General features: G+C 65.3%; 24 protein-coding genes. 9 read left to right on the top strand and 15 right to left on the bottom strand.

Features of this window, described 5'->3' with window-relative positions; all coding sequences use genetic code 11:
• Nucleotides 1-106 precede the first annotated feature (106 nt).
• Together N826_RS29600 and rnhA are read left to right on the top strand one after the other, a co-directional pair.
• A complete protein-coding gene (locus tag N826_RS29600; RefSeq protein WP_044434876.1) occupies nucleotides 107-1,075 on the top strand; it encodes a homoserine kinase in 969 nt (322 codons plus the stop codon).
• A 4-nt stretch (nucleotides 1,076-1,079) separates the two neighbouring features.
• Nucleotides 1,080-1,574: a ribonuclease HI gene (rnhA, locus tag N826_RS29595; RefSeq protein WP_044434874.1), complete on the top strand. Its 495-nt coding sequence runs from the start codon at nucleotides 1,080-1,082 to the stop codon at nucleotides 1,572-1,574.
• A gap of 36 nt (nucleotides 1,575-1,610) precedes the next feature.
• Here the strand turns inward: rnhA and N826_RS29590 are convergent, their stop codons facing one another.
• The 4 genes from N826_RS29590 to N826_RS29575 all read right to left on the bottom strand — a co-directional run bounded on the left by N826_RS29590 (nucleotide 1,611) and on the right by N826_RS29575 (nucleotide 5,681).
• Nucleotides 1,611-2,639 (bottom strand): porin, encoded by a 1,029-nt coding sequence (locus N826_RS29590; protein WP_044434872.1) that lies wholly within the window; start codon nucleotides 2,637-2,639, stop codon nucleotides 1,611-1,613.
• A 178-nt stretch (nucleotides 2,640-2,817) separates the two neighbouring features.
• Nucleotides 2,818-4,107, bottom strand: a complete 1,290-nt coding sequence (locus N826_RS29585; protein WP_044434870.1) for a TRAP transporter large permease — start codon at nucleotides 4,105-4,107, stop codon at nucleotides 2,818-2,820.
• Nucleotides 4,104-4,586, bottom strand: a complete 483-nt coding sequence (locus tag N826_RS29580; RefSeq protein WP_044434868.1) for a TRAP transporter small permease — start codon at nucleotides 4,584-4,586, stop codon at nucleotides 4,104-4,106. The genes N826_RS29585 and N826_RS29580 overlap by 4 nt, the downstream gene beginning before the upstream one ends.
• Nucleotides 4,587-4,622: 36 nt before the next feature.
• Nucleotides 4,623-5,681 (bottom strand): DctP family TRAP transporter solute-binding subunit, encoded by a 1,059-nt coding sequence (locus N826_RS29575; protein WP_084721283.1) that lies wholly within the window; start codon nucleotides 5,679-5,681, stop codon nucleotides 4,623-4,625.
• A 139-nt stretch (nucleotides 5,682-5,820) separates the two neighbouring features.
• Between N826_RS29575 and N826_RS29570 the strand changes: the two genes are divergently transcribed.
• Together N826_RS29570 and N826_RS29565 are read left to right on the top strand one after the other, a co-directional pair.
• Entirely contained in the window at nucleotides 5,821-6,711 is an 891-nt protein-coding gene (locus N826_RS29570) for a peptidoglycan-binding domain-containing protein (protein WP_052832264.1), read from the top strand.
• A gap of 120 nt (nucleotides 6,712-6,831) precedes the next feature.
• Nucleotides 6,832-8,511 (top strand): putative transporter, encoded by a 1,680-nt coding sequence (locus N826_RS29565; RefSeq protein ID WP_044434866.1) that lies wholly within the window; start codon nucleotides 6,832-6,834, stop codon nucleotides 8,509-8,511.
• Between the two features lie 7 nt (nucleotides 8,512-8,518).
• Here N826_RS29565 and N826_RS29560 read toward each other — a convergent pair whose 3' ends face one another.
• Entirely contained in the window at nucleotides 8,519-9,367 is an 849-nt protein-coding gene (locus N826_RS29560; protein WP_044434864.1) for a CE1 family esterase, read from the bottom strand.
• Nucleotides 9,368-9,379: 12 nt separating this feature from the next.
• Nucleotides 9,380-9,904: a DUF4142 domain-containing protein gene (locus N826_RS29555; RefSeq protein WP_169789435.1), complete on the bottom strand. Its 525-nt coding sequence runs from the start codon at nucleotides 9,902-9,904 to the stop codon at nucleotides 9,380-9,382.
• A 215-nt stretch (nucleotides 9,905-10,119) separates the two neighbouring features.
• On the opposite strand from N826_RS29555, the gene N826_RS29550 reads away from it, so the two are divergent.
• Both N826_RS29550 and N826_RS29545 read left to right on the top strand, forming a co-directional pair.
• Nucleotides 10,120-12,252 carry an ATP-binding protein gene (locus N826_RS29550; RefSeq protein WP_044434858.1) on the top strand — a complete coding sequence of 711 codons (2,133 nt, stop codon included), beginning with the start codon at nucleotides 10,120-10,122 and terminating at the stop codon, nucleotides 12,250-12,252.
• Between the two features lie 108 nt (nucleotides 12,253-12,360).
• The gene (locus N826_RS29545) at nucleotides 12,361-12,741 is read left to right on the top strand and encodes a response regulator (RefSeq protein WP_044434857.1); all 381 of its coding nucleotides are present in this window, start codon (nucleotides 12,361-12,363) and stop codon (nucleotides 12,739-12,741) included.
• 123 nt (nucleotides 12,742-12,864) lie between these two features.
• Here N826_RS29545 and N826_RS29540 read toward each other — a convergent pair whose 3' ends face one another.
• The 7 genes from N826_RS29540 to betI all read right to left on the bottom strand — a co-directional run bounded on the left by N826_RS29540 (nucleotide 12,865) and on the right by betI (nucleotide 21,683).
• The gene (locus N826_RS29540) at nucleotides 12,865-13,824 is read right to left on the bottom strand and encodes a choline ABC transporter substrate-binding protein (protein ID WP_052832262.1); all 960 of its coding nucleotides are present in this window, start codon (nucleotides 13,822-13,824) and stop codon (nucleotides 12,865-12,867) included.
• A gap of 16 nt (nucleotides 13,825-13,840) precedes the next feature.
• Nucleotides 13,841-15,379 (bottom strand): choline-sulfatase, encoded by a 1,539-nt coding sequence (gene betC, locus N826_RS29535; protein ID WP_044434856.1) that lies wholly within the window; start codon nucleotides 15,377-15,379, stop codon nucleotides 13,841-13,843.
• 116 nt (nucleotides 15,380-15,495) lie between these two features.
• The gene (locus N826_RS29530) at nucleotides 15,496-16,620 is read right to left on the bottom strand and encodes a GlxA family transcriptional regulator (protein WP_244619700.1); all 1,125 of its coding nucleotides are present in this window, start codon (nucleotides 16,618-16,620) and stop codon (nucleotides 15,496-15,498) included.
• A complete protein-coding gene (locus tag N826_RS29525; protein WP_044434854.1) occupies nucleotides 16,617-17,624 on the bottom strand; it encodes a GlxA family transcriptional regulator in 1,008 nt (335 codons plus the stop codon). The genes N826_RS29530 and N826_RS29525 overlap by 4 nt, the downstream gene beginning before the upstream one ends.
• 117 nt (nucleotides 17,625-17,741) lie before the next feature.
• Nucleotides 17,742-19,445, bottom strand: coding sequence for a choline dehydrogenase (gene betA / locus N826_RS29520; RefSeq protein ID WP_044434852.1), 1,704 nt, complete (start codon nucleotides 19,443-19,445; stop codon nucleotides 17,742-17,744).
• Between the two features lie 54 nt (nucleotides 19,446-19,499).
• Nucleotides 19,500-20,969 carry a betaine-aldehyde dehydrogenase gene (gene betB / locus N826_RS29515; protein WP_044434849.1) on the bottom strand — a complete coding sequence of 490 codons (1,470 nt, stop codon included), beginning with the start codon at nucleotides 20,967-20,969 and terminating at the stop codon, nucleotides 19,500-19,502.
• Between the two features lie 120 nt (nucleotides 20,970-21,089).
• On the bottom strand, nucleotides 21,090-21,683 hold the full coding sequence (gene betI / locus N826_RS29510) for a transcriptional regulator BetI (protein WP_044434847.1): 594 nt from the start codon (nucleotides 21,681-21,683) through the stop codon (nucleotides 21,090-21,092).
• Nucleotides 21,684-21,804: 121 nt separating this feature from the next.
• Between betI and N826_RS29505 the strand changes: the two genes are divergently transcribed.
• The 3 genes from N826_RS29505 (at nucleotide 21,805) to purU (ending at nucleotide 24,598) form a co-directional block, all read left to right on the top strand.
• The gene (locus N826_RS29505; RefSeq protein WP_044434845.1) at nucleotides 21,805-22,797 is read left to right on the top strand and encodes a choline ABC transporter substrate-binding protein; all 993 of its coding nucleotides are present in this window, start codon (nucleotides 21,805-21,807) and stop codon (nucleotides 22,795-22,797) included.
• 132 nt (nucleotides 22,798-22,929) lie between these two features.
• Nucleotides 22,930-23,625 carry an amino acid kinase family protein gene (locus N826_RS29500; protein WP_052832261.1) on the top strand — a complete coding sequence of 232 codons (696 nt, stop codon included), beginning with the start codon at nucleotides 22,930-22,932 and terminating at the stop codon, nucleotides 23,623-23,625.
• A gap of 106 nt (nucleotides 23,626-23,731) precedes the next feature.
• Complete coding sequence (gene purU / locus N826_RS29495; RefSeq protein WP_044434940.1) at nucleotides 23,732-24,598, top strand: formyltetrahydrofolate deformylase; 867 nt, start codon at nucleotides 23,732-23,734, stop codon at nucleotides 24,596-24,598.
• Between the two features lie 14 nt (nucleotides 24,599-24,612).
• On the opposite strand, the gene N826_RS29490 is transcribed toward purU, so the two are convergent.
• Complete coding sequence (locus N826_RS29490; protein WP_044434843.1) at nucleotides 24,613-25,494, bottom strand: CopD family protein; 882 nt, start codon at nucleotides 25,492-25,494, stop codon at nucleotides 24,613-24,615.
• A gap of 10 nt (nucleotides 25,495-25,504) precedes the next feature.
• Nucleotides 25,505-26,018, bottom strand: a 514-nt coding sequence (gene copC, locus N826_RS29485) for a copper homeostasis periplasmic binding protein CopC (protein WP_211099415.1), incomplete at its 5' end; no start/stop codon positions are given.

Raw genomic sequence — 26,018 nt, 5'->3', positions numbered from 1 at the left:
CGCAAAATCAGGAATCCTGTCCGACCGGCACGAACTCCTTGAGCCGGAGGCCTGTAGGCGGGCATGCTTGACCCTGGAACCGAAAAGGGCTAGTTGCCGCACCGCCATGGCCGTCTATACCGAAGTCTCCGACGAAGACCTGAACACCTTTATCGCCCAGTACGCGCTGGGCGGCGTCCTGTCCTGCAAAGGCATCGCGGAGGGGGTGGAGAATTCCAACTATCTGCTGGTGACGGAGACCGGGCCTTATATCCTGACGCTTTACGAGAAGCGGACTCGGCGCGACGACCTGCCGTTCTTCCTTGGGCTGATGGAGCATCTGGCGGAAAAGGGCGTCGGCTGTCCGGTCCCCCTGCACGGCAACGACGGGGAAGCGCTGCGGGAGCTGTGCGGCCGGCCCGCGGTCCTGGTGACCTTTCTCAACGGCATGTGGCCCCGGCGGATCGATCCTTACCACTGCGCGGCCCTTGGCGAAGCCATGGGCACCATGCACAAGGCCGGCGCCGACTTCGCCATGAAACGGCCCAACGACCTGTCGGTCGCCGGCTGGCGGCCGCTGTTCGACGCCTGCTCCGCCCGCGCGCACGAGGTCCGTCCGGGGCTGGCCGAAGCGCTGGAGCGGGAGCTGGATACGCTGGAGGCGCGCTGGCCCGCCGAGGGGACGCTTCCCGTGGGCGTGATTCACGCCGATCTGTTCCCCGACAACGTCTTCTTCCGGGGCCGCACCCTGTCGGGGCTGATCGACTTCTACTTCGCCTGCACCGACGTGCTGGTCTACGACCTTGCGATCTGCCTCAACGCGTGGTGCTTCGAGCCGGACGGCGCCTTCAACGCGACCAAGGCTCGGCTGATGCTGTCGAGCTACCGCAAGGTCCGGCCATTGTCGGACGAGGAACTTGCCGCCTTGCCGCTGCTGGCGCGCGGCAGCGCGTTGCGCTTCCTGCTGACCCGGCTGTACGACCTGCTCAACCACCCGCCCGGCGCCTTCGTCAAGCCGAAGAACCCGCTGGAATACTGGAACAAGCTGCGCTTCCATCAACAGGTCAGCGGCCTCGGCGCCTACGGGCTGGAGTGAATCCATGAGCGACGCGACAGCGGCGGCGGGACCGGAGACGGGCGGCGAAAAGACCGTCACCGTCGTGGACATCTACACGGACGGCGCATGCAGCGGCAATCCGGGGCCGGGCGGCTGGGGCGCCATCCTGCGCTATGGGACGGTCGAGAAGGAACTGTGCGGCGGGGAGCCGGGCACCACCAACAACCGCATGGAACTGATGGCGGCGATCCAGGCGCTGGAAGCGCTGAAGCGCCCGGTCAAGGTCCGCCTTCACACCGACAGCCAGTATGTGAAGGACGGCATCACCAAGTGGATCCACGGCTGGAAGGCGCGCGGATGGCAGACCGCCGACAAGAAGCCGGTCAAGAACGCCGAGTTGTGGAAGCGGCTGGAAGCCGCCAAGAAACCCCACGAAATCGAATTCCACTGGGTCCGCGGCCATGCCGGCCACCCGGAGAACGAGCGCGCCGACGAATTGGCGCGCAAGGGCCTGAAGGAAGCCCGGCAGCGGGGTTGATCCGGCGCCGAGCTTCCCGCTCCCCGGAAGACTTCCTCAGAACTCGATGTTGAGCGTCGCCAGGGCGACGTAGCCGTCGCCGACTTCGGGATCGTCGTCGTCGAAGAAGATCACTTCCGGACCGAACTTGAGGCCCTGGGCGATCTCGTACTCGGCGCCGACGGCGTAGATGTGGATGTCGCGGCCGGTTACGTCGATTTTCTGGTACTGGGCGGCGACGCCCCAGTCGTCGGCTTCATACGCGACGCCGACGTTCCACGACTTGGTGCCGGGTTCCGCCGTCTCGATCTCGCTGTCGCCGTTGTCGTTATAGGCGCCGCCCAGTTTGAAGCCCTGCCAGCCGATTTGGGTGCCGACGCCCCAGGCGTCGAAGTCCTGCGCGGTCGAGCCGTCCTTGGCTGTGCCGTGGACATAGGCGCCGGCGATGATCAGCGAGAAGTCGCCGATTTCCCGCGTGTAGTTGATGCCGGCCTCGACCAGATCGCGGTAGAGGTTCTCGTCGGCGTCCGGATCGACCGCCTTGAAGGCGACGACGCTCTGGCCCTCGTCGTCGGACTGCGGGGTATAGGACACGCCGGCCTGAAGGCCCCAGAGTTCCGGCGTCAGATAGGTGACCTTGGTCGCGTCGGACGTGTCGGTCGGCAGCAGCAGGTCGTCGGTTTCGATCCCGGGTCCGGCGAAGTCGGACCACGCCTCGTCAACCTGACCGTTGCCGACGACCGGCGCGTAGATAAACAACTGGTCCGACGCGCCGTCATGATCGCCCAGTTCGATCCGGCCCCATGACCCGCCGAGATAGACCGACGCCTCGTCGACGGAGACGCCGGCATTGTCGCCATCGTTCTCCACCTCGATCTTCACGCCGTAGAGCAACCCGTTGTCGGCCTTGCCGTCGGCGCGGACATGGATCTCGGTCTCGTTCTGGAACTCCCGGCTGGTGGCGCCCGGCGTATCGCTGTCATATGTGGCGGCCCGAAACGTCGTGTAGCCGCCCAAAGTGACGGTAAGCTGCGCCTGTGCCCCATAAACCGGCGCCGCCACGGCGGCGCCGGCAAGCAAAACCATCCGTAAAGCCTTCGATCCCGACAACATCCAACTGCTCCAAATGCGTAAGTACGTGCTGGACCGCAGTTTTAGAGAGCTGTCAAATGTTGACCAGAAGGGCAAAAGTCTAACGGTGGTTCCGCGTCTTGGTGTGCCATATCAGTGACACGATTTTTATTACATCTCGAATTTTATCTATTCAGTAGCCGAGCCTGCGCGGCAGCCAAAGCACGAGATCGGGTATCGCCATCACCAGCAGCAAGGCACCCGTCATCGCGGCGACGAACCACAGCACCCAGCGTACCGTGGATTCCATGGAGACCTTGGCGACCGCCCCGGTCACCATCAGGTTGACCGCCAGCGGCGGGGTGAACTGGCCGATCGCGAGGTTCATCGTCATCATCACGCCGAACCACACCGGGTCCCACTGGAAGGCCCGCATCAGCGGCACCAGCAGCGGCAGCATGATCAGGTAGATCGACACCGCGTCCAGGAACATGCCGGCGACCAGCAGCATCAGGTTGACCAGCAGCAGCACCGACCACGGCGACACGTTCAGTCCCAGGATGCCGTGGGCCAGCGCATCGAACGCTCCCAAGGTGCTCCCCGCATAGCCGAAGACGCTCGCCAGCCCGATGATCAGCAGGACCACAGCAGAAATTTCCGCCGATTCGGCCAGCACGTCGTAGAGGTCGCGGAAGCCCATGGTGCGGTAGACCACCATGCCGACGAAGGCGCCGTAGGCCACCGCGACCACCGCCGCCTCGGTCGGGGTGAAGGCGCCGCTCCGCATGCCGCCCAGGATGATGACGGGGGCCAGCAATCCCCATATCGCTCCCTTGAAGGCCTGCCAGACGGGAGGACGCACGGTCTTGTCGTCCAGGCCGAAGCCGTGACGGCGGCTCAGCCACACGGCCGGAATGATCAGCGAAACGCCCGCCAGGATGCCGGGGATGACGCCGCCGGCGAACAGCGCCGGGACGGAGGCTTCCGGCACCAGCACGCTGTAGACGATGAACCCGACCGAGGGCGGGATCAGGATCGCGGTGGCTCCCGCCGCCGCGATGACCGATGCGGAGAAGGCCGGCGGATAGCCGGCGCGCGTCATGGCCGGCAGCATCACCGTGGCGACCGCCGCCGCATCCGCCGGGCCGGAGCCGGAGATGCCGCCCATCACCATGGCGACCAGGATCGCGACGACTCCCAAGCTGCCGCGCCATGTCCCGACCAGCGCACTCGCCAGATGGACGAGGCGGGCCGCCACCCCCGCCCGCTCGAAGATCACGCCGGCCAGGATGAACACGGGGATCGCCAGCAGCGGGTATTTGGCGATGCCGGTATAGAAGCCGGTCGGCACCGACATGATGCCGAGATCGTAGACCCAGATCGCGGCGGTCCCGGCCAGTCCCAAAGCCACCGCGATCGGCGTGCCGGTCATCATCAGGACGACGAAGATGCCCAGCAGGGTGAGTGCGCCCAAACCGGTCATGACCGTAGGCTCCTGATGATCATGAACGCCGCCCGTGCCGCGATCAGGGCCGCCAGGATGGGCAGCCAGATATTGTAGATCCACTGCGGCCAACCCATGGAGGGCGAGGTTTCCTCGAACCGGTAGACGTCCCAGGCCAGCTCGCCGCCCAGCCAGACCAGCAGCAGGAACATGACCAGCGTGGCCGTTTCGGCGATCACCTCGGCGAACCGCTTCAGCGGGCGCGGCAGCCGGTCGATCAGGATCGTGATCGCGATATGCCGCCGCCGCGCCACGGCGGTCGCCGAGCCGAGCAGGGCCAGCACCACCATCAGCGCCACGGAGATTTCCTCCGTGGCGGCGAAGCTGTAGTTGGTGAAGTAGCGCACCACGACATTGGCGAGCGTGATCAGGCAGATCACGCCCAGCACCACGGCCGCCAATGCGCGTTCGACCTCCCCCGCTTCACGCGGGGCCGGCTGTCTTGACGATTCGGACACTGCTGTCTATTCCCTGGAACTGCTTGCCTGACCCTGTCAGCGCGCGGATATGGCCGCTTCGGCCTTGTTGACGAGATCCTCGCCGACGGTCTTCTTCCACTTGGCGTAGACGTCCTTGGTCGCCTCCTGGAACGGCTGCTTCTCGGCTTCCGTCAGCGTCACGACCTCGACCCCGTTCGCCTTGATCTGGTCGATCAGGCTGCTGTCCTCGGCGGTCAGACCCTTGCGGGCCATCGCGATCTCCTCGACGGCGGCCTGTTCGGCCGCTTCGCGGACGGCCACGCGGTCGGCCTCGCTCCAGCTTTCCCAGACCTTGGAGTTCACCACGAAGATCAGCGGGTCGGCGACGTAGCCCCACAGCGTCAGATTTGTCTGGCTGACCGTGTGCAGCTTGGCGGCGGCGAAGATGCCGAGCGGATTTTCCTGCCCATCGACCGCCTTGGTCGCCATGGCGGGCTGCGCGTCGGCCCAGCTCATCTGGGCGGGATTGCCGCCGAGCGCGGTCATGGTGTCGACGAACAGCGGGCTGCCGACGACCCGGATCTTCAGGCCCTTTAGGTCGGCGGGCGTCCTGATCGCGTGCTTGGAGTTGGAGACCTCGCGGAAGCCGTTCTCGCCCCAGGCCAGCGGCACGACGTCCTTGGTGGCGAGCAGCTTGAACAGGTCCTTGCCGACTTCGCCCTTGGTCAGCGCGTCGATCGCCTTGTGGTCCGGCATCAGGAAGGGCAGCGCGAACAGGTTCAGCTCCTTCACCTGCGGCGACCAGTTGATGGTCGAGCCGACGGCGAAGTCGATGCTGCCCTGGCGCAGCGCCGTGAATTCCTTGGTCTGGTCGCCGCCGACCAATGCTGCACCGGGATACATTTTGACGTTGATTCGGCCGTCCGTCTTTTCCCGGACCAGTTCAGCCCAGCGCTTGCCGCCGAAGCCCCAGGGGAAGGCTTCGCCCACGACGGTCGAGAGCTTGTATTCCGCCTTGTAATCGGCGGCCATGGCCGGAACGGCGGAAGTGACCGCGGCCACCGCCGCAAGCAAAAGGGCGAAGGCGCCTGTCCGGGCGAGCCTGCTGGCCGCGCCGGCCTGGGAATGACGCATGGTTTCCTCCAGTGAATGCTTCTGATTGTTGCCCCAACGTACCACGCCGGAACTTCCTGTCCAGCCGTGCGAAAAAGATGCGGCGCCGATGGGGTATTACTTGATATGAAAGGAAGAGGTAGTTGGCAAGGAGATGGGAATGTCCTTCCGGGGGCAACGGTTCGCGGTCTTGAGTTTGGTGATCGGATTGTCGATGGCGGCGCCTCTGGGCGCCATGCCGGCGCATGCCGCCGATGCGACATCCGCCGACGTGCAATGGGCACAGACGATCCTGAAGTCCAAGGGCCTCTACAGCGGCCGGGCGAACGGCGATCTCAACGAGCCGACGCGCGACGCCCTGCGCGCCTATCAGAAATCGACCGGCCTAAAGCAGACCGGCCAACTCGACGCCGCCACATCGGGCCATATGCTGGCGGCGCGCCAATCCGCCGCCCAGCCTACCGTGGGCAATCTCGCCGGGCCGGGCGGCAAGCCGCAGCCCAGCCAGATCAACCGCAACGTCGAGCCGCCCAAGCCGCTGGCATCGCCGACCACCCGAGTCGAGGCTCACGGGTCCGAGTCGGGCGTCCAGGCACTCGGCGTCATCGGACATTCGGCCGGTCCGTCGTCAAGCGAAGGACCCCGCGAGCGCTCAGCAGCCCCGCCTGCCGCGCGGTCGGAAGCGGCTCCCGCTCCCCGGCCTTCGGCCTCTCGAGGCCCCGCCCCAGGAGAGCCGGTCCCGCAGGCCGCTCCCCGGACCCGAGTCGACTCCGTCGGTCAGGCAGCGCCCGAAGGGATGCGCGAAGCGCCGGACCCAGCGGAAGCCGGCCTAACCGCCCCGGCCTGGGTGCGTTCGGCGGTCATCGCCGTGCTGGCCGGAGCTTTCGGCTTCGCCGGCTTCACCTTCTGGCGCAGCGGCCGGCGGCCGTCCCGCTCCCGCATCGCGGCGTCGCGCGCGGATGTGGCGGAGACCCGGCGCGAGCCGAGCTTCGACAGCGGAAGGAATACGGGCACGGGAGCCCCCGTGCTGCGCGCCACCCGTCCGTCATGAAATCTTAAAAAAGGCTTGCCCGAGACATAATGTTGCAGCCTTTTATTTCACTATAACTTACCTATCAAAGAAGATTACCTTCCCGGCGCTTCGTTCCAAGCACCGGGAAGCTGTAGTTACATGGATATTCTATCAGGCCTGATCGCCGGCCTGCCCGGCGTGGCGCAGGTCATGCTGATGCTGAGCCTTGTCGCCGTGCTCGGCCTGGCGCTGGGAGAGTTGCGCTTCGGCGGCATCGGCCTCGGCATCGCCGGCGTCCTGTTCGCCGGGATCGGGGTCGGTCACATCGCCAAGCTGGCGGAAATCCCGCTGGATGCCGCCATGCTCGACTTCGTCCGGGAGTTCGGGCTGATCCTGTTCGTCTACAGCATCGGCATCCAGGTCGGCCCAGGCTTCTTCTCCGCCCTCAAGCGCTCCGGGCTGGCTCTCAACCTGCTGGCCATCGGTCTGGTTGTGATGGGCGTCCTGATGGCGGTCGCGATCCATCTGGGATTCGGCCTGCCGCTGCCGGTCGTGCTCGGACTCTTTTCCGGCGCCGTCACCAACACGCCGTCGTTGGGCGCCGCCCAGCAGGTGCTGAAGGAAGTCGGCGCGTCCCCCGACGCCTTGGGCCTGCCCAGCCTCGGCTACGCGATGGCCTACCCCTTCGGCATCGCCGGCATCCTGCTGACCATGCTGGGGCTGCGGGCGGTCTTCAGGCTGGACGCCGTCGCGGCGGCGAACGCCTTCGAGGAGCGCAGGCGGGGAGAGGTCACGGCGGTCGAGACGATGAACGTGATGCTGCGCAATGCCGACCTGGACGGGCGAACCATCGGCGACTTGCGGCAATTGGCGGAAGCCGGCGTGATCGTATCGCGCATGATGCGGCAGGGCCGGCTTCGGGTACCACACAACGGCACGCGGCTGGAGACCGGCGATATCCTGCATCTGGTCGGATGCCGGCAAGGGCTGGAGCGGATGCAGGACGTGCTCGGCCCGCAGACCGATCAGCCGCTTACCACCAAGGGTACCGATCTGGCTTGGGCGCGGATCGTCGTGACCAACTCTTCCGTGCTCGGCCGCACGATCGCCGGCTTGAACATCGAGGACACCAACGACGTCAGGATCTCGCGCGTCGTGCGCTCCGGCGTCGAACTGGTCGCCAGTTCGACGTTACGGCTGGAGTTCGGCGATATCGTCAACGTCATCGGCCGGCCCGACCACATCCAGGCGGTCACCGGTGTCTTCGGCAATTCGGAGCGTCGGCTTCAGCAGGTTCATCTGGTGCCGATGTTCCTAGGGATAGCGCTGGGAATGCTGCTGGGGAGCATCCCGCTGGCGGTGCCGGGCATGCCGGCCCCCCTCAAGCTGGGGCTGGCCGGCGGTCCGCTGATCGCCGCCATCGTCCTGGCAAGGATCGGCCATGTCGGGCCGCTGGTCTGGTTCATGCCGCCGGTCGCCAATACGGCACTGCGCGAGTTGGGGATCGTGCTGTTCCTTGCCGTCGTCGGCTTCCGGTCGGGCGACCGCTTCATCGATACGCTGATCAACGGCGACGGGTTGTCCTGGATGGCCTGCGGAGCGCTGATAACCATCGTGCCGCTGACCGTGACCGCCCTGATCGGGCACCTGTTCATGCGGATGAACTATTTGAGCCTGTGCGGCTTGCTGGCCGGCGGCATGACCGATCCGCCGGCCCTGGCCTTCGCCAATGCCCTGACCCCGAGCGAGGCGCCCGCCCTGGCCTATGCCACGGTCTACCCGCTGGTCATGTGCCTCCGGATCATAGCGCCCCAGATGATGGTGCTGATGCTGACGTGAGGCGGGTTCACTTCAGGGTTTCGAAGAAGTCCATGATGGCCTCCCCGGTTCCGGACGGCCACTGGTGCGGATAGTAGCGGCCCCTTGAGGTCTGGTCCTGATGGTGCGGACACCACAGGACGGGATTGGCGGGATCATGGGCGGCGAAGCGCTCGCACTCGAAGGGGCCGACTTCGGCAGGTTCCGCCGCCGCCTCGTCCTGGCCGTTCTGCGCCACCAGGGCGTCGCGTGCCCGCTCCCCTTCCGAGAACGGCACGAGCTTGTCCGCCGGGTTGTGGAGCACCAGCGCCGCGACGCTGCCCCGGCAGTGGGAGCGCTGGACGCCGCCGGCGACGCTGCCGACGCCCCGGATCAGGTCGCCCCTGGCACAGGCGAGGCTGTTGACGAACGACGCGCCCAGCGAATGGCCGACCACGAAGATGCGGTCGGGATCGACGCAGTAATCCCCGGCGAAGCGGGCGACGATGGCGTCGAACAGCCTGTAGTCGCGCAGGCTGTCGGGCTTGTCGCCGGGATCGGCCCAGCTGAAGGTGCCGTCGGCTTGCCGCAGCGCCAGCGGATAGACGAAGATGGTCGGATCGCCGGCCGGCTGCTCCAGACCGTAATAGGCCCTGACCTGGGCATTGTCGTTGGTCCGCCCGTGGAAGGCCACGACCAGCCGGTGCGGATGGCCGGATTCGTAGCCGGCGGGAAGGTCGGCGATCAGGCTGCGCTCCCGCTCATCCAGCATGACACGGTCCGGGACGCTGGCGGGCGGGGGCCTGCCGCACCCCGCCGATCTGGCGGCCTCGGCGGTAGCGGTGATACCGGTCGACCAGAGCAGGACCAGCAGGACGGCGGCGGACCAGCGCGACACCCGGAACCCTCCCTAATCGGACGAGGTCTGGCGCGGCAGTTCGGCGCCGAGCGAGCGGGCAATTTCCAGATGGTCGCGCAGCGACGCCAGATGATTGGCGGCGAAGGTGCGGAGTTGCTGGTTCTCGCCCTTTTCCGCCTGTTGGCCGAACAGATCGATCAATTCCTGGTGGGCTTTCGCCTCCGCATCGAGCCAGGCGTGCTCGAAGGCGTTGCCAGACAGATTGTCGAAACTCCGGGTCGGCGAAGACGAGGCGGCATCCGCAAGGACGGGAATCCCTGCGTCGGATGCCAGTACAGTCAGTTCCTGGGAGATCGGGCGGTGGTCCTCGATGATGCGTTCGGCGAAAATCCGGACCCGCTTGTCACCGGCCTTTGTCAGCGCCTGCTCGGCGGATTCGATCCGCGAGGCTTCCGCCCGCGCCGCGGCCTCGACAAATTGTCGATCTTGCTCCGGCGGCCCGGCTGCCGACGCCGAGGCAGGCAGTCCCGCCGCCAGTGCCAGGACGACAAGGAGGCCGGCGAACCGATTTTTCATGATGCGTTTCTCATGGAGCGTTTCTCGCGGAACGGTGCGGCCCGGCTGGACCTGGGAGCAGTCCTTGTAGTCGCCAACACAGCGGAAGCCCGGTTGATCCATGGCCGGAATATGAATAGGCGGATATGTCAGCCGAATCTTAACGACTACCGAGTAGACCGATCTTTCTATTCGAATTGAAAGCAATTTCTGGAAGACGAGGAGACCCGATCGCCATGCGACCGCGCGACAGCCTGGGAAGCCCTCGCGCCGCCGCCCGGAAGCGCTGGGCCGCCCGTGCCTTCGGACTGGCGATGTTCGGCCTTCTCAGCATCATGTTCCTGTTCCAGCTTCGCCAGGACCGGATCGCCTCCCTGTCGGCGGCCACGGCGACGGCTGAACGGCTTGCCCAGGTGCTGGAGGAGCACACGCGGGAAACCGCTGCGTCAGTCAACGCAGTGCTCATCGCCACGGCTCTTCATCTCCGAACCCTCGACGGGGCCGGCACGGCCGACAGGCATACGATCGGGAAAGTATTGGCCACCAATGCCGACAGCCTGCCTTACCTGAAGGCACTCTCCTTCGTCGACGCCGACGGACGGGTGGTCGCCTCTTCTCTCCCTACCATGCCGATCGGGTTCGATGCGTCAGGCCGCGACTACTTCCGTGCCCATGCGGCCGGAGAGAAGAAGATGCTGATTGGAGTCGCCGTTCCCAGCCTGTTTTCCGGCGCTCCGATCGTGCCTTTGACCATACCGGTCGAGTCCGCGGAGGATGGCAGGTTTGCAGGCATCATCGTCGCGGTCATGGAACCCAGGCGATCGGAGGCGTTCTACAAGGCCTTACAGGTCGGCGAGCAGGGCATCGTCGCAATCGCATCGGGCGATACCGTGATGGTGCTTCAGACTCCAGGACGGGAAATCCCGAAGAACAGCGCAATTCCTGCCCATGCCTTGTTCGGCGAGCGGCGGCTGGATGCGCCGACGGGAGCGTTCCGAATGGAAACACCTTTGGATGGCGTCGACCGGATCGTGGGATACCGCAAGCCGGAAGACCTTTCCGTGGTGGTTCTGGTTGGCATCTCGACTAGCGAAGCCCTGTCCCGCTGGCATCACGACGCGCGCGGCTATTTCGTCGCCTGGGCGGCTGCGGCTGCGGGTGTCGTGGCCTTGACCCTGCTGCTGTTGAAACAGATGCGCCGCCGCGACCGGGCGGTGCTGGCGCTGGGGGATACGACCCAACGCCTTTGGCGAAACGAACGGCACCTGATCCGCGCCCAAGCCGTCGCCCATGTGGGAAGCTGGGAACTGGACCCGCGCTCCGGCCGTATCGTGTGGTCGGAGATGATGTACGAGATCTTCGCCCAGCCGCGCTCGTCCCAACTCACCCTTGAGAGCATCGCGGCGTTAATTACGCGGGAAACCCGCCCCCTGCTCCAACCCTTCCTGGATGCGGCATTGTCCGGCACGGTTCCGGCAGGCATCGAGATCGACATCGTTCGTCCGGACGGCCAGATCAGGCGCTGCCGGTGCAAGTGCGAACCGATGATGTTCGGCTCCCAGGTGGCTGCCGTCGTCGGCACCTTGCAGGACGTCACCAAAATGCGGCGGGCGGAGGCCAAGCGGTTCGAACTGGAGCGGCAGCTTCAGCAATCCCTCAAGATGGAGGCGCTGGGCACGCTGGCCGGCGGCATCGCCCATGACCTGAATAACGCGCTGGTGCCCGTGCTGGGCTTGACCGAATGCGTGCTGGAAAACCTTCCCGCCGGAAGCAGGGACCGTGCCGATCTGGAAGTGGTCGTGGGGGGCGCCGTCCGCGCCCGCGACCTCGTCCGCCAGATCCTGGCTTTCAGCCGCAAGGAAGCCCCGACGCGCCATGCCGTCGATGTCGGCCGGATCGTTTCCAGCACCTGGGACCTGCTGCGACGGGCGCTGCCGCCCGCCATCAGGGTCGAATGTAGCGCCACGCTCGGAGCCATCGTCATGGCCGATCCGTCCCAGTTGCAGCAGGTGATCGTCAATCTGGTGACCAATGCCGCCCAGGCGATCGGCGATTGTCCAGGCGCCATCGTCATTTCCGTGGCACGGATCGGCGACGAGGCGCTGCTGTCCGTGGCGGACACGGGCAACGGCATGGATGAGGCTACCCGGGCACGGATCTTCGAACCGTTCTTCACGACGAAGCCGGTCGGCGAAGGGACGGGCCTTGGACTGGCCGTGGTCCACGGGATCGTCATGGGACATGGCGGCAGGATCGACGTCCGCAGCAACTCGGATGCCGGGACGGTCTTCGAGGTGGCATTGCCCATTGCCGAAACACACGCTTCCAGCGCGGAAGCTGAAAATCCGAAACTCTGTGATTTTATCTAACAGTCTTCTAAAGGCGGCTGAACAGAATCATTGCTGCAATGTTTAGTTACAGTATGGAAAGGAATATGCCGCAGAATGCCTCCTGACCGAGAGTTACGCAGAGGCGAGATGACGAAGAAGAGCATTGTGCTGATCGACGATGAGATGCTGGTGCGCGTCACGCTGTCCCGGATCCTGACACGCGCCGGCTATACCGTCGTGGAAGCGACGAACGGCGAACAAGGTCTCGAGGCCGTCGCCCAGTCCACTCCCGATCTGGTGATCTGCGATATCCTGATGCCGACGAAGGAAGGCATCGAAACCATCCGCGAACTGCACCGCGCCCGCCCGGCGCTGCCGATCGTCGCCATCTCGGGCGGCGGACGGCTCGGCAACTGCGACTTCCTCCGCCACGCCGAGCAGTTCGGCGCCAGCGCCACCCTGCGCAAACCCTTCGCCCCCCAGGAAGTCATCGACGCCGTCAGCCGGCTGCTGGAGCCTGTCGGCTGAAACCGGCGTTCCAGCGATGTCGGGCTGAAGAGGCCCGACCTACGAAAACACGCTGACGTAGGTCGGGCCTCTTCAGCCCGACATTTAACGTTCCAGACCAGTCACGCTTCAATGCCGCTGGCATCAGTCCAGCTTCAGCGCCTTGCGGACCGCCGGGAGACCCGGTTCGCCGGTGAAGGTGGTGACACCGTCCAGCCAAGCCGCGATCGGCTGGGGATTGGCCTTCAGGTATTCCGTGGCCGCGACGGCGGCATCCTGACGCTTGTCCTCGATGCCTTCCATGATGGCGTTTTCCATCTCGGTGCTGAAGACGAGCTGGCTGAACAGCTTGCCGGCATTCGGGCACTGCTCGGTGTAGCCGCGCCGGGCCAGCGTGTTGATCGTCGTGCCGCCGTAGTTGGCGCCAAAATACTCGTCACCGCCGCTCAAGTACGTGATGTTGAACTTCTTGTTCATGGGATGCGGCTCCCAGGCCAGGAAGACGATCCAGTCCTCCCGCCGGGACTTGCGGTTGACCTGGGCCAGCATGCCCTGCTCGCTCGACGGCACCAGTTCCCAGTTGCCGAGGTCGAAGGCCTTCTCCTTGATCATTCGGTCGATATTGGTGTTGGCGGGAGCGCCGGGATCGATGCCGTAGATCTTGCGTTCGAACTTGTCGGGGAAGCGGCCAAGGTCGGCGAAGCTGCGGACACCGCCCTCCGCCACGTAGTTCGGCACGGCTAGCGTGAACTTGGCGTTCTCCAGGTTGGCCCGGATCAGGTCGGCTTCCTTGTTCTCCAGGAGCGGCTTCGCCAGATGGCTCTGCGCCGGCATCCAGTTGCCGAGGAAGACGTCGATCTGGCCGTTCTTCAGTCCCTGGAAGGTGATCGGCACCGCCACCGTCTCGACCTTCTGCTGATAGCCCAAGCCCTTCAGCAACAGGCCGGCGACGGCGTTGGTCGCCGTGATGTCGGTCCAGCCAGGGTCGGACATGCGTACCGTCTGGCACGCCTCGGGATCGGCCGCCTGCGCGGATGAGCCTAGCAGCAGCAATCCCATAAGCCCGCCGGTAGCGATGCCCGCCGCAAGTCTGGATGCCTTCATCGGTCTGTTCCCCTTGTTAAGCCGTCGTTGTCGAACCCCGCCGCACCGCTGGAAAGCGTGCCATCGCCTCCAGGTCGTCGAGGTCGATGTGGTTGCGCATGTACTTCTCTGCCGCATTGTGCGGCGGCTGGTGGTCCCAGGAATGGCGACCGCCTCTGGTCAGCGCTTCGAACACCAGCCGGCGGCGGCGCTGGCTCGCCACCACGTAGGCGCGTAATGCCTCCAGGTCCCAGCGCCGGGCGATCTCCGACCGGTAGGCCGCAACCGTTTCCGCCGCAGCCGGGACCGCCGCGAGATTGACCAGTTCGTCCGGGTCGTCGCCAAGGTCGTACAACTGATCGGGATCAACCGGCGAGTGGATGAACTTCTCGGCTCCGCGCCGGATCATGACGATGGGGGCGATGGCTCCCTCCGCCAGATATTCGCCGATCACCTCGTCGTGCCCGCCGGTGCCCTGGAGATGCGGCAGCAGGCTGCGGCCCTCGATAGCGGTTGCATAGTCCGGCGAGTTGCCGTCATGGGCCAGTTCCGCCAGCGTCGGCAGCAGATCGACCGACGATACCGAGGCGGCTACCCGGTGCGCCGCGAAGTGCTTCGGCGCGTGGACGATCAGCGGGATGCGGCAGGCCGGCTCGAAGAAGCTCATCTTGTACCAGAGCCCGCGTTCGCCCAGCATCTCGCCATGGTCGGACAGCAGAACGACGATGGTGTTGTCTTCCTGCCCGGTATCGCGCAGCGCCTGGAGCACCCGGCCGATCTGATCGTCGATGAAGGAGACGGCACCGTAATAGGCTCGGCGCGCGGTTCGGATATGCTGTTCGGTGATCTCCGCATTGTCCATGTCGCTGACATGGCGGAGCCGGAGCGAGTGGGGATCGTACCGGTCGTGCGGGATGCTGACGCGGGGAAGCTCTATTTCGTCGTCGCCGTAGCGGTCCCAGTATTCCCGCGTGATGGCGTAGGGATCGTGCGGGTGGGTCATCGACACCACCATGCAGAACGGCCGCTCGTCGCGCCCGCGGGCGATGTCGTAGAGCTTTTGGCGGGAGGCGAAGGCCACCTCCTCGTCGAAGTCGATCTGGTTGGTCCGCACGCATAGCCCGGCATCGGTGACCGAACTCATGTTGTGGTACCAGGAGGGACGGTGGCCGAACCTGTCCCAATCCGGCGTCCAGCCGAAATCCGCCGGGTAGATGTCGGTCGTCAGCCGCTGCTCGAAACCGTGAAGCTGATCCGGCCCGCAGAAATGCATCTTGCCGGCCAGGATGGTTTGATAGCCGGCATGGCGCAGGTAATGCGCGAAAGTCGGAACGTCCGACGGGAACTCGGCCGAGTTGTCGTAGGCGCCGATGGCCGACGGCAGCCGTCCCGACATGAAGACGTAGCGGGACGGCGCGCAGAGCGGGCTGTTGCAGTAGGCGGACTCGAAGGTGACGCCGCCGGCCGCCAGCGCATCGATATTCGGCGTCTTGGCAGGTCCGCCGCCATAGGCCGCGAGCACGCCGGGGGTAAGCTGATCCGCCATCAATATCAGTATGTTCGGCCGACTTGTCATTTTTTGCACGCACCTCTCCTGTTTCCGGTCCTGCTTGGGAAAAACAGGACCGGCATCAATTGTTCCGGGTTCCACAGCTTGGCGCTGGGGATTGACGTTGCGCCCGGATCGGGCGGCTACTCGAACAAGCGCCGGTCCGGCGGCACCAGATCGCGGTCCAGCGCCAGTGCCTCCACGGCGCTCAAGCCTTCCGTCAAGGCGGCAGGTTCCGGCGGCGGGCCGCCGCGGCGGAGTTCGGATGGGCTGATGCCGTAGACCTCGCGGAACTGGCGGGAAAAATGAGCACAGTCGGCGAAACCGGTCTCCAGCGCTATCGACGTGACCGAGCGCGCCGAATTGCGCAGCAGCCAATGGCCGTAGCGCAGGCGCAGGATTCGGTAGAAGCCGGTCGGGTTCATGCCGGTCGCTTCGCGGAACAGCCGCTCGAACTGCCGGGTGCTGACGCTGAGTCTTCGGGCGATCTGCTCGACCGACAAGGGCGGGCTGAGGTTCTGCTCCATGAGCAGCAATGCCCGGCGGACGCGATCGTTGACGATCGCCCCTCCCCCCGGCTCACTGGAGGTCGGCGGCTGAGGCTGGCTCTGTCCCGGTGGCCGCGCCTTATCGATCAGCAAAATATGCATCGTCTTCTGGGCACAGGCGGCGCCCAGATGGCGCTCGATCAGGAAGGCCGCCAGATCGGCGACGCCGGCCCCGCCGGCGCAGGTGATGCGGTCGCGGTCTACCACGTAGAGCTGGTCGGCGACCGGCTCATGGTCGGGGAACTCCTCCAAGTAGTCGCGGTGATGATACCAGCTCACGCAGCAGCGCCGGCCGCGCATCAGGCCGATCCGGCTGAGGACGAAGCTGCCGGTGCAGACCCCTACCAGCCCGACACCTCGGGATGCCGCCGAGCGCAGATAGTCGACCGATTGGGCGTCCAGTTGGGGGCCGGCGTGGAGCAGGCCGCCGACCACGACGATGTAGTCGAACTGGCGCGGGTCCTGGAACGGTTCCCAGCGGGCGACCGGGATGCCGCAGCTCGACCTGACCGGTTCGGCGGACGATCCCATGATGGTCCAGCGGCAGCGGATCTGCCGGCTGCCGTCGCCGTCGTCGGCGGCCAGCCGCAATGCGTCCATGAAGGTGGACAGCGCCGTCAGCGTGAAGTTGTTGGTCAGGATGAACCCGACCGAGAGGCCGGCGCGCCCCTGGCTGTGGTCGTGGCCATAGTCGGGGCTGCGGTCCCACATCGCGTTCATTTGACCCCTGCCATCTGCCGGACCGGCTCGATCAGGTGGCGGACCCGGTGGCTGCTCTGGTCATTGCGCGGGGCCACGCCGAAGTAGTCGCGGTAGCATTTGCTGAAATGGGTCGCGGAGACGAAGCCGCAGCTTATCGCCACCTCCATTACCGACATCTTGGTCTGGCAGAGAAGCTGGCGCGCCCGCTGGAGCCGGAGACCCAGGTAGTAGCGGGCGGGCGAGCAGTTCATGAACTTGCGAAACAGCCGCTCGACGTTGCGGCGCGACTGGCCGAGCTGGGCCGACAGGGCGAGCAGGTCGAGCGGCTCCTCGATGTTCTCCTGCATCAGCTTGACGGCCGCGGCCAACTCCTCTCGGTCGATGCCAGGATTGGGCTGGATCGCGACGTGCTGGCGCACCGAGCCCTGGCGGATCTTGTCGTGCAGGAGCTGTTCGGCGATGGACACCGCCAGCTTCTCGCCGTGGGTGCTGGCGATGCGGTAGAGCATCATGTCCATCGCGGCGGTGCCGCCGGCGCAGGTGAAGCGGTTGCGGTCGATGTTGAACAGCTCGCCGGTCGCCTCGATCTCCGGATAGGTCTCGGCGAAGCCCGCGAGGTTTTCCCAGTGGATCGTGCAGCGGTAGCCGTTGAGCAGCCCGGCGCGGGCAAGGATGTGGCTGGCGGTGCAGACCGATCCCAGCTCGACGCCCTCCGCCGCCCGGCGGCGCAGCCAGGACAGGACGCGGCGGTCGTCGTACCAGTGCCCGTCGACGCCGCTGCACACGATGAGCGTCGGAAGCGAAGGGGCCGCGTCCATCGCGCTGTCCACCGCGATGCGAAGGCCGCAACTGGCCTCCCCCGCTCCGCCTTCGGGCGAAAGCAGCACCCAGCGATAGAGTTGCCGGCCGCTGATGTGGTTGGCCAGCCGAAGCGGCTCCAGGGCCGCCGTGAACGCGATCATCGAAAACCGGGGAACCAGCAGGAACCCCACAGTCTCAGGCGTGCTCACGACTTGGCCCATGGAACGAGAGACCTTTCTAGTGCGTGTGGATCACCGATTACTTCTGTCTCGGAACATTCATCTTCAGTGCGTCTCAAAAGCAAGGGCCGCCGCAAGCCTCATCCGAAAGCGCTGCGATCAGCCTGCCGAACGATAGGCCGGCAGCTCGCCCTGACGCCGCGCCGGGGTGTTGCCGGCGACGAAGTAAGGCACGTCGGCCCGCGCCAGCGGGTCGCGTTCCCGGATCGCGTCGGCCAGCTTCTCCGCCATCATGATGGTCGGGGCGTTGAGGTTGCCGGTGGTGATCAGCGGCATGATCGACGCGTCGATCACCCGCAGCGCTTCCACGCCATGCACCTTGCCGTGACCATCGACCACGGCCATGTCGTCGGTGCCCATCCGGCAGGAGCAGGACGGATGGTACGCCGTCTCGCCATGCTGGCGGACGAACTCGTCCAGCTGGGCATCGGACTGGAAATCGACGCCTGGGCTGATTTCCCGCCCGCGATAGGGATCCAGCGCCTTCTGCTGGATGATCTCGCGGGTGATCCGGATGCCGGCGCGGAACTCCTGCCAGTCCTGGGTCTCGGACATGTAGTTGAACAGGATGCTGGGTGCTTCGCGCGGGTCCCTGGACTTGGCGCGGATGCGGCCCCGGCTGGGCGAGCGCATCGACCCGACATGGGCCTGGAAGCCGTGGGCTTCGACCGCGTTGCTGCCGTTGTAGTTAATCGCGACCGGCAGGAAATGGTACTGGATGTTCGGCCACGCGAAGCTCTCGTCCGACCGGATGAAGCCGCCCGCCTCGAACTGGTTGCTGGCTCCCGTACCGGTGCCCATGAACAGCCACTCCGCCCCGATGGCCGGCTGGTTGTACCATTTCAGCGCCGGATACAGGGAGACCGGCTGGGTGCATTCATATTGCAGGTACATCTCCAGGTGATCCTGGAGATTGGCGCCGACGCCGGGGATGTCGGCCACCTGAGCGACGCCCAGCTCGTTCAGCAGCGTGGAAGCACCAAGGCCGGAGCGCTGGAGGATTGCGGGCGACGCGATAGCGCCGGCGCAGACCAGCACTTCCCGGCGGGCATGCGCCGTGACCGGCTCGTCCTTGTGCAGATAGGCGACGCCGATGGCGCGCTTACCGTCGAACAGGATGCGGTCGGTCAGCGCGTGGGTGACGATGGTCAGGCCGGACCGGCCCTTCGCCATGTCGAGATATCCCCGAGCCGTGCTGGCGCGGCGGCCGTTCGGCGTGACGGTCCGGTCCATCGGACCGAAGCCTTCCTGCTGGTAGCCGTTCAGGTCGTCGGTGTGCGGATAGCCGGCCTGGACGCCCGCCTCGATCATGGCGTGGTACAGCGGGTTGTTGTGGTTCTTCGGGGTGGCGACGCTGACCGGACCATCGCCGCCGTGATACTCGTTGGGGCCGATATCGCGGCTTTCCGCCTTCTTGAAATAGGGCAGGCAGTCGCGGTAGCTCCAGCCGTCGAGGCCGAACTCATTGGCCCAGTTGTCGTAGTCCAGCGCATTTCCCCGGATGTAACACATGCCGTTGATCAGCGAGGAGCCGCCAAGCCCCTTGCCCCGCCCGCATTCCATGCGGCGGTTGTTCATGTGGGGCTCGGGATCCGTCAGGAAGGCCCAATTGTAGCGCCGGCCCTGGAGCGGAAAGGCCAATGCTGCCGGCATCTGGGTACGAAAATCCAGGCGGTAGTCGGGACCGCCGGCCTCCAGCAGCAGGACGCTGACGCCTTCGTCCTCGGTCAGCCGGGCAGCCAGGACATTGCCGGCCGAACCGGCGCCGACGATGATGTAGTCGAACTCCTTGATGGTGGTCATGAGTTCAATTCCTCCTGGAAACCCTGGGCGTTCAAAAGACTGGAAGGCGGCTTATTAGAAAACGGACTGGAAAGCCCCCAATTCGACTTGGATCGACTTGATCCTGGTGTAGTGCTCCAGCGTGCTGGTGCCGTTCTCGCGGCCGATGCCGGACTGCTTGTAGCCGCCGACCGGCATTTCCGCCGGGGACTCGCCCCAGCTGTTGATCCAGCAGATGCCGGCTTCGAGCTGGTGAATCACCCGGTGCGCGGTGGTCAGGCTCTCCGTCACCAGACCGGCGGCGAGGCCGTAGGAGGTGGCGTTGGCGCGGCGGATCACCTCCTCTTCTGTGTCGAAGGTCAGCAGGCTAATGACCGGACCGAAGATTTCCTCACGCACGATCGCCATATCGTCGCGGCAATCGGTGAAGATCGTCGGCTCGACGAAGGCGCCCTTGTCGAAGGGGACCTGCTGGACGCGGTTGCCGCCGGCCAGCAGCCGGGCGCCCTGCTCGCGGCCCAGCGCCATGTAGCGGAGCACCTTTTCCATGTGGCCGAAGCTGGAGAGCGGGCCGAAATTGGTCTCCGGGTCCAGCGGATCGCCGAGGCGGATGCGCTTCACCCGCTCCAGCAGCCTTGCTTCGATATCGGGCATGACCGAGCTGTGGACGAAGACGCGGGTGCCGTTGGTGCAGACCTGACCGGAGCTGTAGAAGTTGGCCATCATCGCGATGTCGGCGGCACGGTCGAGGTCGGCGTCGGCGAAGACGATCAGCGGCGACTTGCCGCCCAGCTCCATCGTCACTTCCTTCAGCGACGAACCGCCGGCCGAAGCCATCACCTTGCGGCCTGTTTCGACGCCACCGGTGAAGGACACTTTCTCGATGCCGGGATGCTCGGCCAGCATCGCGCCCACGCGGCCATCGCCCTGGACGACGTTGAAGACGCCGTCGGGCAAACCGGCTTCGGTGTAGATCTCCGCCAGCTTCAGGACGCTGAGGGGAGTCACTTCGCTGGGCTTGAAGATCATCGCGTTGCCGGCGGCAAGCGCCGGAGCCGACTTCCACAGGGCGATCTGGATCGGGTAGTTCCAGGCGCCGATGCCGGCGACCACGCCCAGCGGCTCCCGCCGCGTATAGACGAAGGACGAGGGCCGCAGGGGAATCTGCTGGCCTTCGATCGACGGGGCGAGACCGGCGTAATATTCCAGCACGTCGGCACCGGTGACGATATCGACGAACTGCGTCTCGCTGAGCGGCTTGCCGGTGTCCAGCGTCTCCAGCTCGGCCAGCTCGTCGTTGCGGGAACGCAGGATTTCCACGGCCCGGCGCAGGACGCGGGAGCGCTGCATGGCGGTGAACCCGGCCCATACGCGCTGGCCCTCCTGGGCACTAGCTACCGCGCGGTCGATATCGGCCGGAGAGGCCTGCTGCACGTCGGCCAGGATTTCGCCGGTCGCCGGATTGACGGTGGAGAAGGTCTCGGCACTGTCGGCTGATGCGGGGCGGCCGTGGATGTAGAGCCCCTGCTGTCCGAACTTTGCCATGGCGGCCTCCTCATGAATAGACGAACCGGTACAGTCGGTCATACCCATGTAAACATTTTATATTGGACGATCAACCAAAATCATTGACTGACCGTCCAACAAAAAATAGGCAGGCGCTTTTTAGTGGGTCGGCTCCAAGTGGTTCTTCAACTGGCTGGCGAGGTAGCTGCGGACGATGGCGCGGGCCACCGCGGCGTTCTCGACACCGTCGAGCGAGGCCCGCAGCCACAAGCCGTCGATCAGCGCCGCCAGTCCTGTGGCGGTTTCGACCGCGAGGGCGACCGGCACCAGTTTCCGCAGTTCATGCAACAGGTTGGATCGGAGACGGCGGGCGTTGACGCGCTGGAGGCGGGCGAGTTCCGGCACGTGGGGCACCTGCGCCCAGAAAGCCAGCCATGCCACGATCACGGGGCGGTCGAACTGCGTGTCGGCGAAGTTGCCGTCGATGATCGCGTAGAGCCGCTGTTCCGGCGTGGTTGCCGTCGCCAGCCGGTCCACCATGTCCTGGCGCAACTGCTGGAGCAGTGTCCGCATCGTCGCTTCAAGGAGATCGTCCTTGCTGCCGAAATAGTGGTGGACGATACCGGTCGATACCCCAGCCTCCTTGCTGATCCGGGATATCGTGGCGTCAGCATAGCCATAGCGGCTGATCGACGTTATCGTTGCTTCGATCAGTTGCTGCCGCCGGATCGGCTCCATTCCGACTTTCGGCATGCGTTGTTCCTCACCATTTGGTTTTCTCGAATGGGGAGGGTATCTTTTTTTAATTGGACGTTCAATCGAAATAAGATATGTCTGGTCGGCATCATGGGCATAACCTTCAGGGAGACACGTGATGCAGACAAAAAGCCCCAGGTCGAAATTCACCACAATCGCCCGGTCGCTGGCATTGGCGCTGACGGTTTCCGCGGCGGCCTTGATGACGGCGGGTGTCGGCACGGCCGCCGCGGCGGAGGCCGAGTCCTGTAAGACGGTCCGCTTCGGCGACGTTGGCTGGAGCGACATCGCGGCTACGACCGGGACGGCGTCGGTCGTGCTTCAGGGCCTCGGCTATAAGACGACGACCCAGATCGCCTCTGTACCGGTCGTCTTCCTCGGGCTGAAGAAGAAGGACATCGACGTGTTCCTCGGTAACTGGATGCCGACGATGGAGACCTTCATCCGGCCCTATATCGACGACAAGTCGATCGAAGTCGTGCGCGCCAACCTGGAAGGCGCCAAGTACACCCTGGCGGTCCCGACCTATGTTGCCGAGGGCGGTCTGCGCGACTTCTCCGACATCGCGAAGTTCAAGGACAAGCTCGACGGCAAGATCTACGGGATCGAGGCCGGCAACGACGGCAACGTGATCATCGACAACATGATCAAGGGCGATGCCTTCGGCCTGAAGGACTTCAAGCTGGTCGAATCCAGCGAGGCCGGCATGCTGAGCCAGATCAAGCGGGCGGCGCGGTCGAAGCAGTGGGCGGTCTTCCTGGGCTGGGAACCGCACCCGATGAACAAGTCGATCGACATGACCTACCTGACCGGCGGCGACGAGTGGTTCGGGCCGAACCTGGGCGGAGCCACCGTCTACACCAACGTTCCCACCGGCTATCGCCAGACCTGTCCGAATGTCGGCAAGTTCCTGGAGAACCTCGTGTTCGACCTGAACATGGAGAACGAGGTCATGACCTCCATCATCGACGACAAGCAGCAGCCGGAGACGGCAGCGACGGCTTGGCTGAAGGCCAACCCGAAGGTGCTGGAAACCTGGCTGGCCGGCGTTACCACGGTGGACGGCAAGGAAGGTCTTGCTGCGGTCCGGAAGCACCTGAAGCTCTCCTGATCGTCGGGTTTACGGCAAAAAGCCGGTTCAGGGAGCGGGAAATGTCGCAAAAAGACGCGCTTTGCCTTGCGCCGACGCCTAAACAATGGTCAACCAGGGTGTTCGACGACCGTTCCCCACCGGATTTCAGCCATGGACTCTGTTTTCGACCCGACTGAAACCGCCGCCGCCGTCAAGGCCGGCGCCTGCGTCATCCAGATTGGCGGCAACCTTGCCGACTGGGTGGCGATGGCGGACTGGCTCACCCTGGCGGGCCGGCTGGCGGCCAAGGCCCCTACGGTGATCGTGCCGACCGGCGGTCCCTTCGCAGAAACGGTCCACGAGGCGGAGGACATGTGGCGGCTGCCTCCCGCGATCGTCCGGCGGATGGTGCTGCTGGGGATGGACAGCCACGCCCTGCTGCTCCACGGCATCCGCTCCGACATCGCGACAGCTCCTGACTTCAACGCGATCTGGGCGAACGCCGCCGCCGAGCGGGCCAGCGTCTGGATGCCGGGTGGTCTGGTCCGGGAGCGGCCGGATCTGGTCGACGACTGGGACATGAGTTCCGACAGCTTGGCCGCCTGGCTGGCGGTGGAGTTGCGGGCGGAGCGCCTGATCCTGGTCAAATCCGGCGCCTGCCCCTGCCATGCCGTCGATACCCTCGGCATGGTGCGCGACGGGTTGCTGGGACCCGACTTCCCCGGATGGCGACGCCGGTTCCGGGGCAAGGTCTTGTGCGTCGGGCGCGATCAGGTGGAGGAACTTGCGGCGGCCCTCGACCGCGACGAGGAGTTCGGCTGCCCGCTGGCCTCGGTGCCGTCGCTGATCAAGGAAAGACCGGCGTAAACCGTTCCGTCTGCGGCGCGGTCTGTCGCCGTCGGGAAAGTCGGGGACAGGCGCTTCGTCCATGCTGGGTTTCCCGGCAATCGACAGGAAAGCGGAGCTTCCCGGCATGGACAGCGGCAGCCCACGGCAAGTCATCATCACCCTAGCCTGCCCCAGCACGACCGGCATCGTCGCGGCGGTCTCGACATGTCTGTCGGAGCGCGGCTGGAACATCATCGAGAGCGCCCAGTTCGTGGACCGCGACCGCCAGCGCTTCTTCATGCGGCTGTCGTGTGAGACTGAAGCCGGAGAAGGCAACGCGGGCGGACTGCGTCAGGCGTTCGAGCCAATCGCGGCTCGCTTCGCGATGGAATGGAACGTCTGGAACCCGGCCGAGAAACCGCGCCTGCTGATCATGGTGTCGCGGTTCGGCCATTGCCTCAACGACCTGCTCTACCGCTACAGCATCGGCGCGCTGCCGGTCGAGATCGTCGGCATCGCATCCAACCACCGGGACTTCGAGGCCTTCACGGCCGGCCACGGCTTGCCGTTCCACTATCTGCCGGTAACCCGCGACACCAAGGCCGAGCAGGAAGGCCGGCTGCTGGAACTGGTCGAGGCGGAGCGGGTCGATCTCGTCGTGCTCGCCCGCTATATGCAGGTCTGGTCGGACGATCTGTGCCGCCGGCTGGCCGGGCGGGCGATCAACATCCACCACTCGTTCCTGCCCAGTTTCAAGGGCGCCAAGCCGTATCATCAGGCGCATAGGAGAGGCGTCAAGCTGATCGGGGCGACCGCGCATTACGTGACGCCCGACCTGGACGAGGGGCCGATCATCGAGCAGGACCTGTCACGGGTAAGCCACGCCATGTCGGCGGAAGACTACACCGCCATCGGCCGCGACATCGAAAGCGTCGTGCTGGCGAGGGCCGTGAAGCTCCATGTCGAGCGGCGGGTCTTCATCAACGGTGACTGCACCGTGGTCTTCGGCTGAGGTTGTTCGTCCGGTCAGCCGTGCATGGGCGGCGGCAGATTGACCAGGATGGAAGCCGCGAGGACGACCAGCAGGCCGGCCGTCGTCTCGAGGGCGATGCTGATGCGGAGGCCGGCTTGGGACAGAAGGAACTGGTTGGCAGCGGCGAAGGCCAGAAGCAGGGCGAACAGCACTGTCTTGGCGATGGCCCACAGGCCGTATTCGGTTCCGAACAGGTCCGGCCAGCTTCCGATGATCGTCTGCCCCTGGAACAGGGCGGTGAGGGCCAGCGTCACAACGCAAGCAAGGCCGAACGGAGCGAACCGACGCCTTGCCATGTCGGCAGCTTCCCCCGGCGCGTCGCGAAGCAGCAGGAACAGCGGCGCGAGACTGCCGAGCCAAGCACTGGCTGCCATCAGGTGCAAGGCCAGTGCCGCCGTCAGCAGCAAGCCGGCTCCGCCCTCCATCGCGGCCCCATGGCCCGTCCCGGCATGAAGCGCCACGCTGGCGCCCGCGAACAGGAAGGACCATATCCGCCCGCCATGGCGGTACAGCCGGAACAGCGCGACGGCGGCACCCAGCAACAATAGGCGAAACAGCAGGAGCTGGCCGAACGTCGTTCCGAATAGAACGGTGGGAATGACTTCGAACGTGCCGCCGACCGTATCGGATTGCGCCATGTAGGCGCTTTGCATCAGCAGCCATGCGACCGCGGCGAAGAGTGCGACTTCCGCGCTGAACCAGACCAGCCCGCGACAGGCGCGGTCGAAGCGTTCGGCGGCTTCGTCCGTCAGGTGATCGACGACGGGATGTGCCAGCACCGTGCGGAACAGGATCACGCCGAATACCGAGAACGACGCCGCCAGATGGAGGCCGCGCTCGACCGCCCGGACCCAGTCCGCTGTTTCCAAGCTCATGCCGGAACGCTCAAGGAGCGACGGTAAACTGGTACGAGCCTTCGCTCCGGTGGGTATCGACGGAAACGACGCGCCATGTAACCTTGTATGTTCCGGCAGCCAACGGCTTTAGAGCGACGGCCAGCCGGGCGGGTTCGCCCGGCACAGCTTGCGCGGTGCCTTGGTCGACCCGCTGCCCCTTGGAGTCAGTGACTTCGATCTTGCTGAACTTGGGCTCGAGCGCTTCGGTGAAGGTAACGATCACTTCGGCGGGCGCTGATTTGACGATACCTTCGGCCGGCGATGCCTCCCTGAGTTTGGCATGGGCTTCGGCCTGACCGGTCAGGCCGATCATTGCAAGCAGTCCCAATGCCATGATCCATCCGCGCATCGCCAAGGTCCCCTCCCCCACTGTCAATCGATCGAAGTTCATCAAGCCGAGCTTCGCCCTGACGAACCTAGCATTCGATGCTTCCACTGGCGAGTTCCGGACAGCAAAAAGCCCGTCCGGGCTTGTGGCCTGGACGGGCTGATTTGGTTGCGGG

It is taken from the genome of Skermanella aerolata KACC 11604 (assembly GCF_000936425.1).
In the GTDB taxonomy this organism is placed as follows: domain Bacteria; phylum Pseudomonadota; class Alphaproteobacteria; order Azospirillales; family Azospirillaceae; genus Skermanella; species Skermanella aerolata.
The sequence above is the reverse complement of the archived record's forward strand: the minus strand, read 5'-3'. Positions and strand labels throughout refer to the sequence as shown.

Excerpts from the sequence above, each read along its gene's own strand:
- N826_RS29600 (WP_044434876.1), top strand. The coding sequence starts at position 107 with ATGGCCGTCTATACCGAAGTCTCCGACGAAGACCTGAACACCTTTATC.
- rnhA (WP_044434874.1), top strand. The coding sequence starts at position 1,080 with ATGAGCGACGCGACAGCGGCGGCGGGACCGGAGACGGGCGGCGAAAAG.
- N826_RS29590 (WP_044434872.1), bottom strand. The coding sequence starts at position 2,639 with ATGGTTTTGCTTGCCGGCGCCGCCGTGGCGGCGCCGGTTTATGGGGCA.
- N826_RS29585 (WP_044434870.1), bottom strand. The coding sequence starts at position 4,107 with ATGACCGGTTTGGGCGCACTCACCCTGCTGGGCATCTTCGTCGTCCTG.
- N826_RS29575 (WP_084721283.1), bottom strand. The coding sequence starts at position 5,681 with ATGCGTCATTCCCAGGCCGGCGCGGCCAGCAGGCTCGCCCGGACAGGC.
- N826_RS29570 (WP_052832264.1), top strand. The coding sequence starts at position 5,821 with ATGTCCTTCCGGGGGCAACGGTTCGCGGTCTTGAGTTTGGTGATCGGA.
- N826_RS29565 (WP_044434866.1), top strand. The coding sequence starts at position 6,832 with ATGGATATTCTATCAGGCCTGATCGCCGGCCTGCCCGGCGTGGCGCAG.
- N826_RS29555 (WP_169789435.1), bottom strand. The coding sequence starts at position 9,904 with ATGAAAAATCGGTTCGCCGGCCTCCTTGTCGTCCTGGCACTGGCGGCG.
- N826_RS29550 (WP_044434858.1), top strand. The coding sequence starts at position 10,120 with ATGCGACCGCGCGACAGCCTGGGAAGCCCTCGCGCCGCCGCCCGGAAG.
- N826_RS29545 (WP_044434857.1), top strand. The coding sequence starts at position 12,361 with ATGACGAAGAAGAGCATTGTGCTGATCGACGATGAGATGCTGGTGCGC.
- N826_RS29540 (WP_052832262.1), bottom strand. The coding sequence starts at position 13,824 with ATGAAGGCATCCAGACTTGCGGCGGGCATCGCTACCGGCGGGCTTATG.
- betC (WP_044434856.1), bottom strand. The coding sequence starts at position 15,379 with ATGACAAGTCGGCCGAACATACTGATATTGATGGCGGATCAGCTTACC.
- N826_RS29530 (WP_244619700.1), bottom strand. The coding sequence starts at position 16,620 with ATGAACGCGATGTGGGACCGCAGCCCCGACTATGGCCACGACCACAGC.
- N826_RS29525 (WP_044434854.1), bottom strand. The coding sequence starts at position 17,624 with ATGGGCCAAGTCGTGAGCACGCCTGAGACTGTGGGGTTCCTGCTGGTT.
- betA (WP_044434852.1), bottom strand. The coding sequence starts at position 19,445 with ATGACCACCATCAAGGAGTTCGACTACATCATCGTCGGCGCCGGTTCG.
- betB (WP_044434849.1), bottom strand. The coding sequence starts at position 20,969 with ATGGCAAAGTTCGGACAGCAGGGGCTCTACATCCACGGCCGCCCCGCA.
- betI (WP_044434847.1), bottom strand. The coding sequence starts at position 21,683 with ATGCCGAAAGTCGGAATGGAGCCGATCCGGCGGCAGCAACTGATCGAA.
- N826_RS29505 (WP_044434845.1), top strand. The coding sequence starts at position 21,805 with ATGCAGACAAAAAGCCCCAGGTCGAAATTCACCACAATCGCCCGGTCG.
- N826_RS29500 (WP_052832261.1), top strand. The coding sequence starts at position 22,930 with ATGGACTCTGTTTTCGACCCGACTGAAACCGCCGCCGCCGTCAAGGCC.
- purU (WP_044434940.1), top strand. The coding sequence starts at position 23,732 with ATGGACAGCGGCAGCCCACGGCAAGTCATCATCACCCTAGCCTGCCCC.
- N826_RS29490 (WP_044434843.1), bottom strand. The coding sequence starts at position 25,494 with ATGAGCTTGGAAACAGCGGACTGGGTCCGGGCGGTCGAGCGCGGCCTC.